Source organism: Stenotrophomonas riyadhensis (assembly GCF_040256885.1).
Classification (GTDB): domain Bacteria; phylum Pseudomonadota; class Gammaproteobacteria; order Xanthomonadales; family Xanthomonadaceae; genus Stenotrophomonas; species Stenotrophomonas riyadhensis.
The window spans coordinates 1,133,478-1,147,208 of sequence record NZ_CP155568.1 but is presented as its reverse complement, the minus strand read 5'-3'; the positions used below and the strand labels follow the sequence as shown (position 1 = coordinate 1,147,208).

The window sequence follows — 13,731 nt, the reverse complement described above, 5'->3', positions numbered from 1 at the left end:
ACGATAGGCCTGGCATTGGACCGGAAAAAGCCGACAATGCTGACCACAGTAGTAAGCTGGAATTACCAGTCAGCAGGGGCTTTCCCGATGAATCCAGCCACCCCATTCAGCCCCGCCCTGCTGCCGCACCTGGCCGGCTTCGCCCACATTGCCCACCACCGCAGCTTCACCCGGGCCGCCGAAGAGCTGGGCATCTCGCGTCCAGCGCTGTCGCAGAACCTGAAGACCCTGGAAAGGCAGCTGGGCGTGCGCCTGCTGCACCGGACCACCCGTGAGATGTCGCTGACCGAAGAAGGCCAGCGCCTGTTCGACGCACTGCGGCCGTCACTGGGCACCATCGAGGCAGCCGTGCACAACCTGCGCGCCAGCCACGATGTACCTTCTGGCCTGCTGCGCATCAACACCGCGCGCCTGACCGCCAAGACGCTGATCGAACCGCATCTGCCGGAGTTCTTCGCGCGCTACCCCGAGCTGCGCATCGAGCTGGTGATGGACGACGGCCTGTCCAGCATCATTGCCGACGGCTGCGACGCCGGCATCCGCCTAGGTGAACGCCTGGCCGAAGGCATGATTGCGGTTCCAGTCACACCGATGCTGGAAATGGTCGTCGTCGCCTCGCCGGCCTACCTGGCCCAGCATGGCACGCCCACCACGCCCGCTGAACTGGCCGCCCATGAGTGCCTGGGCTACCGGCAGACCGGCAGTGGCGGGGTCTATGCCTGGGAATTCAGCACGCCGGGCCAGCCCGGCCATGACTTTGAAGTGGAACCGCGCGGACGCTATGTCACCAACGACGATGAAGGGATGATCCGCGCCGCGCTGCAGGGACTCGGCGTGATGCAGCACATCGATCTGTCATTGCAGCCAATGCTGGCGGACGGGCGTCTGGTCCGCCTGATGCCCGAGTGGTCGGCACCGTTCCCCGGCTTCTACCTGTACGTGCCTTCGCGCGAGCAGATGCCACCGCGGGTGCGCGCCCTGATGGAATTCCTGATCGAGAAGCGCGAAGGCGTCGCCAAGGCACTTGGCCGCGCAGTGCAGGCCCCGGCCACCCGCCGCTAGGCGTCATGCCTGGTAGCGGTACACCAGATCCTCCGCGTCACTGCGAACCGCCTGTGCATCGATCACGCCGCCCAGCCGCTGTGCAACTGCCTGCGACGCCTGGTTGTCCGGCGCCATGTAACTGACCAGGGTCGGCAGCTGCGCCACCACGAAGGCCCAGTCGCGCAATGCACCGGCCGCTTCGGTGGCGAAGCCCTGCCCTTCGTGGCCGTCATACAGCAGCCAGCCCAGTTCCTTCTCCGGAAACAGTGGGCCATGGTTGATCCCGACCTGGCCGATACAGGCCCCCGTGTCGGCGCGCTCGATCATCAATGCGCCATGGCCGAACAGATGCCAGCTGGCGAGGTCGTGGCAGAACTGGCCCCATGCGGCCACCTCGCCAAACGGTCCGCCCATGCCCAGCGCGCGCGGCGACGCCAGGAACGCCGCGTAGACGCTGAAGTCATCCAGCTGCTGCGGGCGCAGCCGCAAGCGTGCGGTGTGCAGGGTAGGAATCTCGAGCATGTTGGGCAGCGACTCAGTACACGGCCAGGTGGCCGCAGCCACGACGCTGCGGTTGTCCTTCCATCGTCACCTGCACACTGGCCATGGTGTCCACACCCTCGGCATTGCGGCACGACTCGCGCTTGATCTCGACAATGGCCGGCTGCCTGCCAAGCTCGCCGTTGAGCACGATCAGCGAACTCGGCGCATCGGCCGGCTGGCCGAGATAGCGCAAACTGCCCTTGTGGGTGCGGCCGTCAGCGCTGAGGCTGGCATCGTGGTTGCCCTGGCCGGTGGAAGCGATCTCGATGCTCCAACCCGCCCCGCCACCGGTGAAGGCAGGCACCGGACTCATGCCGGCCGCAATGGAAGGATGACGCGGCGGGTCGGCGACGGTCTTTGATGCGGGGGTAGCGCAGCCGGCAAGCAGCCCAACGAGCAGCACGGCGGTGGCAATGGGACGCACGGTCATGGCGGGCTCCAGCAGCGGTCGGACACCCAGTCTAGGGGGCGCCACGTGCGCCGGTGATGAACATCGCGGGTCAGCGCGTGATGCGGCCTCCGCCTGCCACCCGCACGCGGTCGCGGCCCTGTGCCTTGGCCTGGTACATGGCAGTGTCGGCAGCACGCATCAAGGTCCGCCAGCCCAGCGCATCGGTGCCACCCTCGGCCACGCCGAAGCTGGCGGTCACCCGCAACGCGGTACCGCCGGCCACCACGATATCCAGCTGCTGCAATGCAAGCCGCAGCGATTCGGCCAGCTGGCGGCCACCCGCCAGGTCGCCGTCGGCCAACAGCACCAGGAACTCCTCGCCACCGTAGCGGGCAATGCTGTCGCTGCGACGGAGGTGGCGCTGCAGCAGCTGTGCCACCTGCACCAGCACTTCGTCGCCGGCATCATGGCCATGGCCATCATTGATCGATTTGAAACGGTCAACGTCCAGCAGGATCACCACCGCACTGGCGCCGCCCTCGGCATGTCGCTGCTGTACCAGCTCGTCCAGCGCACGCCGGTTCAGAAGACCGGTCAGCTCGTCGGTACCGGCCAGCTGGCGCAGCTCGCTGGTCAGCGCCGAACGCTCGCGCGACTTCTCGCGCAGCACCTCGATGGCATCGAACAGGCGCTGCATCTCGGCCAGCGGATGGGTGACGTGCTGCTCCGGTCCCGGCGCTTCAGAGGCGATCTGGATCACCTGCCGTTGTGCCTGCAGCAGAGGCCGCAGGATCTGCAGGTGCGCGATGCGCAGCGCCACGCCCAGCACCACCAGAGTCCCCAGTGCCGTCGCCACCAGCACCGCCAGCCGCGTCGCCTCGCGGTTGCGGGTGCGTTCGAACCGGGCGATGGACACACTCAGGTAACCGTCGCGAAGCGCTTCCAGCGACTGCAGGGTCGGCACGTAGCGCCGGGTGAACTCGGCAGCGGTCCACGGCGGCGGCAGGCCACGCCGTCCGTCTTCGATCAGTTGTTCGATCATCGGCAGCGACTCACCGAAGAACTGCCGTCGCGCCATGTCCCAATGCCAGGACAGCGTAGGATCACTGCGGAACACCGACTCGTGGCTGCCGGCCAACCGCCACAGCTCCAGCAGGCGACCCTCGGTCTGCAGCGCCGCGCGCACCTGCTCGTTGCGCCAGGCCCCCGGTACCGCCACCGGTGCCATCACGTTGGATGCCAGACGCCCCCCGTGCTCGCGCAGGTCGATCAGCACCTGGCCCTGCATGGCTGGAATCGCCGCTTCGCGGTCCGCTCGGACCAGTACGTTGATCTGCGCCGAGGTCAGCAGGTGCAGGCGATCGACCACGGCGAACATGCTGCTGATCGCGCGTTCAACGTCTTCGACGCGCCGCGCGTCACGCGGCTGCGCCGCCACCCGGTCCACGCCTGCACGTGCCGATTGCAGGCGACGTTGTGCATCGGCCAGCATTCCATGCTCATCCACCACGCCCGGATCGGCCTTGAACACGGTATCCAGCTGCTGCAGCGCGGTGTCCACACGCCTGCGCGCCACGGCCAGCTGCATGCCAAGCCGTGCATGCTCGCCGGCATCGGCCGGGTCGGCACCGAGCAGGCTGTTGGCCGGGCCGCGCTCGGCAGAGACCAGGTTGGCGAGATCGAAGGTCTGCCGCAGCTGGCGCAGGCTGACCAGGTTGTCCTCGGCGGCGGAATAGCGCAGCGTGCCCTGGATCAGGGCGATGGCCATCAACGGCAGCGTACAGACCACGAACAGCCCCGCCAGGATCCAGACCCAGGTCCGCAACCCGATGGGTGATGCCTTGCCGGCCATTCAAATTTCCCCTGACGTGCGGACAACTGTACTGAGCGGTTCCGGCAGTGCCAAGCCAGCGCCACGTGCACCCCGCCCCTGCATATACCCCAGCCATTGCGAACGCGCCGACAAGATGGACGCGGCGACCTCACCGTGGCAATTGCGTCACATCGCGCCGCGTCAGATCCAGCGCTGGTCCACCAGCTCGCGCTTCACGTAGGCGTAGAACACCGGCGCGGCAACCAGGCCCGGCAGGCCGAACGCCGCCTCCATCACCAGCATCGCCAGCAGCAGCTCCCAGGCACGCGCCTGGATCTCGCCACCGACAATGCGCGCGTTGAGGAAGTACTCCAGCTTGTGGATCACGATCAGGTACAGCAGTGCCGCAACGGCTACGTAGAACGAGACCGACAGCGCAACGATGGTGATGATGGTGTTGGAAATGATGTTGCCCACCACCGGCAGCAGGCCGGCGATGAAGGTGATCAGCACCAGGGTCTTGGACAGCGGCAGGTACACGCCGAACAACGGCAGCACGCCCAGCAGGAAGATGGCGGTAAACACGGTGTTGAGCAGCGAGATCTTCACCTGCGCGAACACCACCTGGCGGAACGCGGTGGCCAGGCGGCTGGTACGCCCGATCAGCTCCTGCGCCAGTGGCCCCATCTTCGGCAGCGGCAGTTCGTCATACAGCGCGATCATCGCGCCCAGCACCATACCGATCAGTACGCGTACACCCACCTGCACCACCGAGGTACCGGCCACGCCCAGCTGGCGCTGATGCTCGGCGGCCCAGTCGTTCAGCGCCGTGCGCAGCGCCGGCATGTCTTCAGGAATATAGGGTTGCAGCAGCGCGGGCACCTGGTGCCGGGACGAATTGAGGATGTCCATCAGCCGCGCCAGCAACGCGTCCGGGCCGCCGGTCTCGTTGCGGAAAAACGAGGCCACGCCGATCCCGGCCAGCACCAGCGCGCTGATGATCACCGCCGACAGCACGATCACCGCGATGGCCCGTGCTCTGCCCGGCGGCAACCTGCCTTCCACGGTGGAGGCCAGCAGGTGGGTCAGCTGGAACACCAGCAGGCCGGACAGCAGGGTCACCACCAGGCCCAGTTTCAGCGCCAGCCACATGCCCAGCAGCATCATCAGCCAGGCCGCGATCCTCGGAACAGGGGGCTTGGGCTGGGCAACGAGGGCGTCTTGCATGGGCGGCACGTCCGGGCAGGGTGGCCCATGGTAGAGGATTGCCAGGACGATTCCGCGTGCAGCCTGAATGGCCATTACGCTACGGCACCGGCCGCAACGGGTTCACTGCCCGGATCAGGCCCGGTCCAGTGCCAGGTACCGCGCCGTGCGCACGATCGTTTCACGTTCGCCGAAGCTGGCCAGCTCGCCGGCAATGCGCCCACTGTCGCCGGTCGCGGCAATCTCCTGCAGCGTGCGCTGCATGGCCCGGATCGCGGCCCGCTGCAGGTCCGAGGGGATGATCACCAGCCGGTAGTCGAGTTCGGCAAGCCGTTGCGCCGGCACCAGCGGTGTCTTCCCGCTGTGGAACATGTTGATCAGCTTCGGGCCGGGAACCTGCTGCGAGATCACCTCGATCTGCTCCAGTGTTTCCGGTGCCTCGACGAAGATCATGTCCGCGCCCGCCTCGACATACGCCCGAGCGCGGGCGATCGCCGCCCCCAGGCCCTCGCAGGCGATGGCGTCGGTACGCGCGACGATCATCAGTTCCGGATCGATCCGCGACTGGCAGGCGACGCGGATCTTGGTGCACATCTCACCCGCGTCGATCAGCATCTTGTCATCCAGGTGACCACAGCGCTTGGGGAAGGCCTGGTCCTCGATATGCAGGGCGGCGACGCCTGCTCTTTCAAATGCGCGCACCGTGCGTTCAACATTCGCCGTGCCGCCGAAGCCGGTGTCAGCGTCGGCGATCACCGGCAGGTCGCAGGCATCGACGATCCGCTCAACCTGTGCCAGCACTTCGCTGAGACCGAGCAGGCCGATGTCCGGCACACCGGCCGAACGCGCGATGGCCCCGCCGCTGGCATAGACCGCATCGAAGCCGGCCAGCTCCACCAGGCGTGCTGACAATCCATCGAATGCGCCCGGCGCAATCACGCTGCCCTGGCGGAGCAGATCGCGCAGCCGACGTGTCTTTTTCATGGGGTCTCCCTTGTCGTTGGACTTCTGTCGTGGGATACCGATGATGTTGCCGCCACCGGCGACCGTCCAATACCGTGTTCGTACAGCACCAGAACGTTTGAGGTTCCAATGGAACTGCGGCACCTGCGCTACTTCGTCATGACTGCCCAGCTGCAGAGCTTCACCCGGGCAGCCGAGGCGCTGCACATTGCCCAGCCGCCGCTGGGGCAGCAGATCCGTGCATTGGAGGAGGAGATCGGTACGCCGCTGTTCCATCGCCAGGGGCGCGGCGTCGTGCTCAGCGATGCGGGCCGCGTGTTCTGGTCAGCGGCAGTCGACATCCTCGCCCGTGTCGACCGCGCCAAGGAGGATGCGTTGCGCGCCGCGCATGGTGAGGCCGGCATCCTGACCTTGGGCCTGACCGAATCGGCCTCGTTCAATGAAGCAGTGACCACACTGCTGCGCAGGTTCAAGCAGGCGCATCCCGCCGTGCAGCTGCAGCTGGTCGAAGATGGCAGTGAATCGCTGGTCCGGCGGTTGGATGACGGCGAACTGGACGCGGCGATCATGCGTCCACCGTACTCGCATCCTGGCGAACTGGTGATCCAGCAGCTCAGTGCCGAGCCCCTGGTGGCGGTACTCCCCGCCGACCACCCGTTGGCCGGCCGCGGGAGCATCGCGTTGGCCGAGCTGCGCGACGAGCGCTTCATTCTTTTCTCGCGGAAATCAGGCTATGGCCTGAGTGCAGACGTGGTCGCGGCCTGCCGCAGCCAGGGCTTCACGCCCACCATCCAGCAGGAAGCGCCGCAGGTCGCCTCCGCCATCAATCTCGCCGCCGCCGGATTGGGCATCGCCATCGTGCCGGCCTCGATGCAGAACCTGCACCGGCCCGGCCTCGCCTTCGTGGCGCTGCAGCTGGGGATGCCGACCACAACGCTGCAGCTGGCCGTGCGCAGCCAGCATCCCGCACTGGCAGCCGCGCTCCTTCGCTGCGCAGGTGGCACCGGGCAAGCGCAGCCATGTCCTGACGACCCCGCCAGCAAAGATCGGCCCGGCGCTTGATTATTTGACTTTGGCAAGCAATTATTTGCCCAAGTCAAATATATGGACCTGCCATGTCGACGGGCACCCTTTCCGAACGCGCCGACGCGGTGCGGCGCTTCAACCGCTTCTACACGCGGCAGATCGGCGTGCTGCAGGAATCACTGCTGCGCAGCGGCCTGTCCCTCACCGAAGTCCGCATCCTGTACGAACTGGCCCACCATGCACCGCTGTCGCCCTCGGACCTGTGCCGCGAGCTGGGCCTGGACGCTGGCTACGTGAGCCGGGTAACCGCCAGGTTCGAGCGGCAGGGCTACCTCCGAAAGGAGCGCTCGGCCGAGGACGCGCGCGTGGTCGTTCTGACCCTGACGGCGCTGGGGCAGAGCGTGTTCGCGCCGCTGGAAGAGACCTCGCGGCAGGAGATGATCGATCTGCTGGCGGCGCTGCCCGACATGGCGCAGGTGAAACTGCTTGCGGCCATGGGCCAGATCGAAAGCGTGCTGGGCGACAGCCCGCCCTCGTACCTGCTGCGTGACCCGCGGCCGGGCGACATGGGGCTGGTGGTCTCGCGGCAAGCCGCGCTGTACGCCCGCGAATTCGGCTGGAACGCGGAGTACGAAGCACTGGTATCGGAAATCGTCGCCAAGTACCTGCGCGAGCTGGACCCGGCGCGCGAACGCTGCTGGATCGCCGAGAAGGACGGCGACATGGTCGGCTCGGTGTTCGTGGTCCGGCAGGACGACACCACCGCCAAGCTGCGCCTGCTCTATGTGGATGCCACTGCGCGCGGCATGGGCATCGGTGCCCGCCTGGTCGAGGAGTGCATCGCGTTTGCGACGTCCGCCGGCTACACGCGGATGACGCTCTGGACCAACAGCGTGCTGGCCGATGCCCGGCGCCTGTACGAACGTGCCGGTTTCCAGCTCGTACAGGAAGCCCCTCACCACAGCTTTGGCCATGACCTGCTCGGCCAGGTCTGGGAACGGGCGCTCTGACAGCCGCCACGTGCGCATGGCACGCACGGCTGCGCGTCAGTCCCCCCAGCTGGCGGTGTTCTTGCCTTGCCGCTTGGCGTGATAGAGAGCCTTGTCTGCCGTGGCCAGCCAGTCTTCCACGCTGCCCTGGCCCGGCGTTGCCGCAATGCCGATGCTGACGCTGAACTCGATACCCGGCGTCGCCTGCCGCGCGGCTTCCAGCAGGTGCAGGCGGACCCGTTCGGCCACATGCATCGCGTCACTGGGCGCACAGTCGCGCAGCAGCACGACGAACTCATCGCCACCCAGCCTCGCAGGCGTATCGCCGGGGCGCGCGAATTCGCGCAATGTGGCGGCGATCTGGCGCAACACCTCATCCCCGGCGCGGTGGCCGTGTGAATCATTGATGTGCTTGAAATCATCCACATCAAGCATCAGCAGGCAGGCCAGGCCCCCCTGCCCCTGCGCCCTGTCCAGCACCTGCTGCGCGCGAAGGATCAGGAAGCCGCGGTTGGCCAGCTCCACCAGCGGATCCATCCGGCTCAGCCGCTGCAGCTGCCGGTTCTGCGATTTGACCCGGCGCGCCAGCTGCCAGCTGAGGATGCTCAGCCCGATGCCGTAGACGAACAGGAACGGCACGCTGAGCACGATCGTGCGCTGCGAGGAGACGGGTTGGTAAGGGAAGCCGAGCGCCCACCAGGTGATCGCGAAACCCAGCAGCAGTGCCAACGTGGCCCGCATCGCCAAGCGCACACCGCCGGCAGCGATCTTGTCGGCGACCAGCAATGCGGCGAACAGCGCACTGGGAACCGCGCTCAGCGCCATGAAGGCGATCCAACCGCCGCCGAAGAAGGAGTCGGCGACCATGCAGCGGAACTGCGCCTGTGCGGGCTGGCGGGCGCGCTGGGTCAGCACCAGCGCGAGCGCCGGCCAGGCCAGCGCATTGAGCAGCAGCAACGCCCAGGCCAACACACCGTCCTGGCGTTCGAGAATGATCGAGGCGATGGGAATCGCGCCCAGGCCATTGCCGACGAAGCGCATCCAGCCGATGCGACGTGCCGCGCCGATGCCTTCGACGGCGACTTCCGCCGAGTCCGTCAAGAACGGCATTGCCGACCCCCTTGCGCGATCGCACGCCCTTGCCGGGCGGCCTGTGGTGAGTCTGACAGCTCTGCGTCAATTCGGGATCAAGGAATCCACGGCGGCGACCCTGCCTCACCCACGCCTGGGTGGCGCCGTTGAGCCCCGCAGCATCAGGCTGAAATCCAGCGTCTGCTGCAGCGGCACGTCGACATGTTCGATGATGGCGAGCAGCAGATGGACCGCCCGCTCACCGATCTCCCGCATCGGTTGCCGGATGGTGGTCAATGGCGGCGTGAGGTAGCGGGAAGATGCCAGATCATCGAAGCCGACGATGGACAGGTCCTCCGGCACGCGGATGCCCAGATCGCGGCAGGCCGCCAGCGCACCCAGCGCCATCTGGTCGCTGAAGCAGAAGATCGCCGTTGGTGCGGACCTGCCGTCCAGCAGCGCCATGGCAGCCGCATGGCCGGACTCCACCGAAAAGTCACCCGGCACGATGCTCAGCTGGCGCAGGCGACCACGCACCTTGCCGGCCGCCCGTACCCCTTCCAGCCGTTGCTGGTGCAGCGGATTGTCCGGCGGTCCGCCGACCACGGCGATCCGCTCGTGTCCCAGCGCATACAGATGTTCCATGACCACGCGCGCGGCCGCGGCGTTATCGATATGGACGCTGGGAATGCCCAGCGCGGGGTCGAACTCGCAGCCGTTGATCACCGGCGCGGCGGCACCGCGCTGCTGGACGATCTCGCGCGCCGTGGGCGGCAGGCGGTGCCCCAGCACGATCATGCCGTCGGCCTCGTTGCGCCGGAGCATCTGCGCATAGCGCTCCTCGCGGTCGGGTTGATGCTGGGTATCGCCGAGCAGAACCGCATAGCCGACCGCCTGTGCGGCGTCCTCCGCCCCCTGCAGGATCTGCGCGAAGAATGGATTGGCGATGTCCGGGACGGTAACCAGGATCTTGCCGCTGCGCTGGGTCTTGAGCGTGCGGGCCACCGTGTTGGGCACATAGCCCAGTGCGGCGGCGGCCTGCTCGATGCGCGCGCGCGTGGCGGGCAGCACTTTGTCCGGCCGGGAAAGCGCCCGCGACACCGTGCCTGCCGAGACGCCGACGTGCTTCGCGATGTCGTAGATGGTGGCCATGGCGTTAGTTCTCCTGTCTGCTGTGCAGTGCACAACAGGTCCTGCGTGAGCCCCTGCTAGGATAATGCAATCGATTGCATCGAGGGCGAATCACGTTGAAGACGCTCAAGGGTCCAGCGCTGTTCCTGGCGCAGTTCATCGGCGACACAGCTCCTTTTGATCGGCTGGACACGCTGGCCGGATGGGCCGCGGGTCTGGGCTATTCTGGCGTACAAGTCTCCACCAGCGCGCCCCACCTGTTCGATCTGGCCGAGGCCGCGCGCAGCCAGGCGTACTGCGACGACGTCGCCGGCATGCTGGCCGGTCATGGCGTGCAGATCACCGAGCTGTCCACCCATCTGCAGGGGCAGCTGGTCGCGGTGCATCCGGCCTACGACAGCCTGTTCGACGGATTCGCGCCGGCGGACAAGCGCGGCGATCCGGCTGCCCGCCAGGCTTGGGCAGTCGAGCAGCTTCTGCTGGCCGCCAAAGCCAGTCAGCGCCTGGGGCTGACCGCGCATGCCACGTTCTCCGGCGCATTGGCCTGGCCCTATTTCTATCCCTGGCCGCAGCGTCCACCGGGACTGGTGGAAGAAGCCTTCGCCGAACTCGGCCGCCGCTGGCGCCCGATCCTGGATGCGTTCGACGCCTGCGGCGTGGACCTGTGCTTCGAGATCCACCCGGGTGAGGACCTGCACGACGGCGCGACCTTCGAACGCTTCCTCGACGTGGTGGACCATCACCCCCGCGCCAAGATCCTGTACGACCCCAGCCACCTGCTGCTGCAGCAGATGGACTACCTGGGCTTCATTGACCGCTACCACGCGCGCATCGGCATCTTCCACGTCAAGGACGCGGAGTATCGCGCCAGCGCGAGCAGCGGCGTGTATGGCGGCTACCAGGACTGGATCGATCGTCCGGGCCGGTTCCGTTCGCCCGGTGATGGCCAGATCGACTTCAAGGCGATCTTCTCCAAGTTCGCCCAGTACGACTTCCCCGGATGGGCGGTACTGGAATGGGAGTGCTGCCTGAAGCACCCGGAGGACGGCGCGCGCGAAGGTGCTGCCTTCATCCGCGACCACATCATCCGGGTGACCGAGCGCGCCTTCGATGACTTTGCCGACAGTGGCACGGACGCCGCATCACTGCACCGCATGCTGGGAATCTGAGCCATTACCGCCCCGGGAGGGCAAGCCATGTCGCACGCCATGTCGCGCTTGGGCGCGATGATGTTTCTGCAGTTCTTCATCTGGGGAGCGTGGTTCGTGACCCTCGGGACGTACCTGGTGCAGGGCCCGCTGCAGGCCAGCGCCAGCCAGGTGGCCACCGCCTTCCTCAGCCAGTCGATCGGCGCGATCGTGGCGCCGTTCCTGGTCGGCCTGATCGCCGATCGCTACTTCGCCGCGCAGCGCATCCTCGCGGTGCTGCACCTGGCCGGCGCGCTACTGATGTGGCTGGCGTCCACCGCCACCAGCTTCAGTGTTTTCTCGGCCTGCGTGATGGGCTACATGCTGCTGTTCATGCCGACGCTGGCACTGGCCAACAGCGTGGCGATGCGGCACATGCAGTCGCCCGAGAAACAGTTCCCGCTGGTACGCGTGGCCGGCAGCATCGGCTGGATCGTCGCAGGCGTGCTGATCGGCTGGCTGGGGTGGGAGCAGGCCCATCGGCTTGAACTGACGTTCCGCATGGCGGCGCTGGCATCGCTGGTACTGGGCCTGTATGCGTTCACCCTGCCGCACACGCCGCCACTGGCACAGCAGCGCGACGCTGGGCTGGGGCAGATCCTGGGGCTGGACTCGCTGCGGCTGCTGAAGTCGCGCGCCTACCTGGTGTTCTTCCTGGCCTCCATCGCCATCTGCATCCCGCTGTCGTTCTACTACAACTTCACCAATCCGTATCTCAACGACCTGGGCGTGCGCGGCGCCGCGGGCCTGCAGTCGCTGGGCCAGGTTTCCGAGGTGCTGCTGATGCTGGCCATGCCGTTCCTGTTCGTGCGGCTGGGGGTGAAGACCATGCTGGCAGTCGGCATGGCGGCCTGGGTGGTGCGCTACGTCCTGTTCGCCTTCGGCGATGCGGGCAGCGGCTTCTCGCTGCTGGTGATCGGCATCGTGCTGCACGGCATCTGCTACGACTTCTTCTTCGTCACCGGCCAGATCTACACCGATGCCCATGCCGGCCCCGCCGTGCGCAGCAGCGCGCAGGGCTTCATCACCCTGGCCACGTACGGCGTGGGCATGCTGATCGGCACCTTCCTGTCCGGCGCGGTGGTGGAGCACTTCACCACGGCCGCCGGACGCGACTGGCAGCAGATCTGGCTGTTCCCGGCCGCTGTCGCGCTGGTCGTGCTGATCGCCTTCCTGCTGCTGTTCCGCGACCGGCCCGCCGTGGCCGCCGCATCTTCCACACCCTGAGGATTCGAGCCGATGCCAACGCTTGGAATCGCCATCGTCGGCACCGGCATGATCGGCGCCGTGCACCGCCGCGCGGCCTTGCTCGCCGGTGCCGAGGTACGCGGCGTCGCCGCTTCGTCAGCGCAGCGCGCGCGTGAGATGGCGCAGCTGTGGAATGTCCCGCGCGCCTACCGGGATATCGAGGCGGTGATCGCCGATCCGCAGGTGCAGGTCGTGCATGTCTGCACGCCCAACCATCTGCACCGCGCGATGGCGCAGGCCGCGCTGGAAGCCGGCAAGCACGTGATCTGCGAGAAACCGCTGGCGACCACGCTGGACGATGCGCAGGCGCTGGCGGCGTTGGCCACGTCGAACGGACTCGTCGCCACGGTACCCTTCGTCTACCGCTACCACCCGGTGATCCGCGAAGCGCGCGCACGCATCGCCCACGGCGATCTGGGGCCGCTGCACCTGATCCACGGCAGCTACCTGCAGGACTGGCTGCTGGACCCGGCCAGCAACAACTGGCGCGTGGACCCGGCGTTGGGCGGCACGTCGCGCGTATTCGCCGACATCGGTTCGCACTGGTGCGACCTGGTGGAATGGGTCAGCGGCGAACGCTTCGTCGAGGTCAGCGCGGCGTTCTCTACGGTCATCGCCGAGCGCGGCGCCGTCAGCGGACAGAGCTTCAGCACGCCAACCGCAGCCAGCGCAATGCAGGCGGTAACGAGCGAGGACGTGGCTGCGGCGATGTTCAGGACCGGTGCCGGTACGCTGGCATCTCTGACGGTCAGCCAGGTCTCGGCCGGGCGCCACAATCGCCTCTGGTTCGAGATCGATGGCGCAAAGGCCAGCGTGGCCTTCAACCAGGAGGATGCCGAGCGGCTGTGGATCGGCCTGCCCGACCAGCGCGAGGAGGTCTTCGTGCGCGGACCGGGCGCCGGCGGTGCCGAACAGCGCCGGCTGTCGGTGTTGCCGGCCGGCCACGCGCAGGGCTACGCCCAGTGCTTCGAAGCGTTTGTCGCCGACACCTATCGCGCCATCGAGGGCGAGCGGCCGCAGGGCCTGCCCACCTTCGAGGACGGCGTGCGCTCGGCGCAGATCGTCGATCGTGTCATTGCATCAGCCAGGTCGCGTGCCTGGACCACCATCGGTTGAATC

13 protein-coding genes are annotated in these 13,731 nt (G+C 67.2%); 6 read left to right on the top strand and 7 right to left on the bottom strand.

Going from position 1 to position 13,731, the window contains the following annotated elements:
- Positions 1–87 precede the first annotated feature (87 nt).
- Complete coding sequence (locus SriyCCGPB3_RS05390) at positions 88–1,062, top strand: LysR family transcriptional regulator (RefSeq protein ID WP_110711543.1); 975 nt, start codon at positions 88–90, stop codon at positions 1,060–1,062.
- A gap of 3 nt (positions 1,063–1,065) precedes the next feature.
- Here SriyCCGPB3_RS05390 and SriyCCGPB3_RS05385 read toward each other — a convergent pair whose 3' ends face one another.
- The 5 genes from SriyCCGPB3_RS05385 to SriyCCGPB3_RS05365 all read right to left on the bottom strand — a co-directional run bounded on the left by SriyCCGPB3_RS05385 (position 1,066) and on the right by SriyCCGPB3_RS05365 (position 6,104).
- The gene (locus SriyCCGPB3_RS05385) at positions 1,066–1,566 is read right to left on the bottom strand and encodes a GNAT family N-acetyltransferase (protein ID WP_350259970.1); all 501 of its coding nucleotides are present in this window, start codon (positions 1,564–1,566) and stop codon (positions 1,066–1,068) included.
- Between the two features lie 13 nt (positions 1,567–1,579).
- On the bottom strand, positions 1,580–2,017 hold the full coding sequence (locus SriyCCGPB3_RS05380; RefSeq protein ID WP_153856418.1) for a hypothetical protein: 438 nt from the start codon (positions 2,015–2,017) through the stop codon (positions 1,580–1,582).
- A gap of 70 nt (positions 2,018–2,087) precedes the next feature.
- On the bottom strand, positions 2,088–3,830 hold the full coding sequence (locus SriyCCGPB3_RS05375) for a GGDEF domain-containing protein (protein WP_110711540.1): 1,743 nt from the start codon (positions 3,828–3,830) through the stop codon (positions 2,088–2,090).
- 162 nt (positions 3,831–3,992) lie between these two features.
- Positions 3,993–5,018, bottom strand: a complete 1,026-nt coding sequence (locus SriyCCGPB3_RS05370) for an AI-2E family transporter (RefSeq protein WP_350259969.1) — start codon at positions 5,016–5,018, stop codon at positions 3,993–3,995.
- Positions 5,019–5,132: 114 nt separating this feature from the next.
- Positions 5,133–6,104, bottom strand: a complete 972-nt coding sequence (locus SriyCCGPB3_RS05365; RefSeq protein ID WP_248859607.1) for an isocitrate lyase/PEP mutase family protein — start codon at positions 6,102–6,104, stop codon at positions 5,133–5,135.
- Here SriyCCGPB3_RS05365 and SriyCCGPB3_RS05360 point away from each other — a divergent pair.
- Entirely contained in the window at positions 6,090–7,022 is a 933-nt protein-coding gene (locus SriyCCGPB3_RS05360; RefSeq protein ID WP_228756438.1) for a LysR family transcriptional regulator, read from the top strand. The genes SriyCCGPB3_RS05365 and SriyCCGPB3_RS05360 overlap by 15 nt on opposite strands.
- A gap of 53 nt (positions 7,023–7,075) precedes the next feature.
- On the top strand, positions 7,076–7,996 hold the full coding sequence (locus SriyCCGPB3_RS05355; protein WP_350259968.1) for a bifunctional helix-turn-helix transcriptional regulator/GNAT family N-acetyltransferase: 921 nt from the start codon (positions 7,076–7,078) through the stop codon (positions 7,994–7,996).
- Positions 7,997–8,032: 36 nt separating this feature from the next.
- Here the strand turns inward: SriyCCGPB3_RS05355 and SriyCCGPB3_RS05350 are convergent, their stop codons facing one another.
- Both SriyCCGPB3_RS05350 and SriyCCGPB3_RS05345 read right to left on the bottom strand, forming a co-directional pair.
- Entirely contained in the window at positions 8,033–9,085 is a 1,053-nt protein-coding gene (locus SriyCCGPB3_RS05350) for a sensor domain-containing diguanylate cyclase (RefSeq protein ID WP_350259967.1), read from the bottom strand.
- Positions 9,086–9,190: 105 nt separating this feature from the next.
- Positions 9,191–10,198, bottom strand: coding sequence for a LacI family DNA-binding transcriptional regulator (locus SriyCCGPB3_RS05345; RefSeq protein WP_350259966.1), 1,008 nt, complete (start codon positions 10,196–10,198; stop codon positions 9,191–9,193).
- A 95-nt stretch (positions 10,199–10,293) separates the two neighbouring features.
- Between SriyCCGPB3_RS05345 and SriyCCGPB3_RS05340 the strand changes: the two genes are divergently transcribed.
- Genes SriyCCGPB3_RS05340 through SriyCCGPB3_RS05330 form a run of 3 tightly spaced genes read left to right on the top strand, consistent with a single transcriptional unit; the run spans position 10,294 to position 13,728 of the window.
- A complete protein-coding gene (locus SriyCCGPB3_RS05340; RefSeq protein ID WP_350259965.1) occupies positions 10,294–11,346 on the top strand; it encodes a sugar phosphate isomerase/epimerase family protein in 1,053 nt (350 codons plus the stop codon).
- A 27-nt stretch (positions 11,347–11,373) separates the two neighbouring features.
- Positions 11,374–12,591 carry a nucleoside permease gene (locus SriyCCGPB3_RS05335; protein WP_350259964.1) on the top strand — a complete coding sequence of 406 codons (1,218 nt, stop codon included), beginning with the start codon at positions 11,374–11,376 and terminating at the stop codon, positions 12,589–12,591.
- A gap of 12 nt (positions 12,592–12,603) precedes the next feature.
- Positions 12,604–13,728, top strand: coding sequence for a Gfo/Idh/MocA family protein (locus SriyCCGPB3_RS05330; RefSeq protein ID WP_350259963.1), 1,125 nt, complete (start codon positions 12,604–12,606; stop codon positions 13,726–13,728).
- Positions 13,729–13,731: the final 3 nt, after the last annotated feature.

Coding starts and splice junctions, on each gene's coding strand:
- SriyCCGPB3_RS05390 (WP_110711543.1), top strand. CDS start 88: ATGAATCCAGCCACCCCATTCAGCCCCGCCCTGCTGCCGCACCTGGCC.
- SriyCCGPB3_RS05385 (WP_350259970.1), bottom strand. CDS start 1,566: ATGCTCGAGATTCCTACCCTGCACACCGCACGCTTGCGGCTGCGCCCG.
- SriyCCGPB3_RS05380 (WP_153856418.1), bottom strand. CDS start 2,017: ATGACCGTGCGTCCCATTGCCACCGCCGTGCTGCTCGTTGGGCTGCTT.
- SriyCCGPB3_RS05375 (WP_110711540.1), bottom strand. CDS start 3,830: ATGGCCGGCAAGGCATCACCCATCGGGTTGCGGACCTGGGTCTGGATC.
- SriyCCGPB3_RS05370 (WP_350259969.1), bottom strand. CDS start 5,018: ATGCAAGACGCCCTCGTTGCCCAGCCCAAGCCCCCTGTTCCGAGGATC.
- SriyCCGPB3_RS05360 (WP_228756438.1), top strand. CDS start 6,090: ATGGAACTGCGGCACCTGCGCTACTTCGTCATGACTGCCCAGCTGCAG.
- SriyCCGPB3_RS05355 (WP_350259968.1), top strand. CDS start 7,076: ATGTCGACGGGCACCCTTTCCGAACGCGCCGACGCGGTGCGGCGCTTC.
- SriyCCGPB3_RS05350 (WP_350259967.1), bottom strand. CDS start 9,085: ATGCCGTTCTTGACGGACTCGGCGGAAGTCGCCGTCGAAGGCATCGGC.
- SriyCCGPB3_RS05345 (WP_350259966.1), bottom strand. CDS start 10,198: ATGGCCACCATCTACGACATCGCGAAGCACGTCGGCGTCTCGGCAGGC.
- SriyCCGPB3_RS05335 (WP_350259964.1), top strand. CDS start 11,374: ATGTCGCACGCCATGTCGCGCTTGGGCGCGATGATGTTTCTGCAGTTC.
- SriyCCGPB3_RS05330 (WP_350259963.1), top strand. CDS start 12,604: ATGCCAACGCTTGGAATCGCCATCGTCGGCACCGGCATGATCGGCGCC.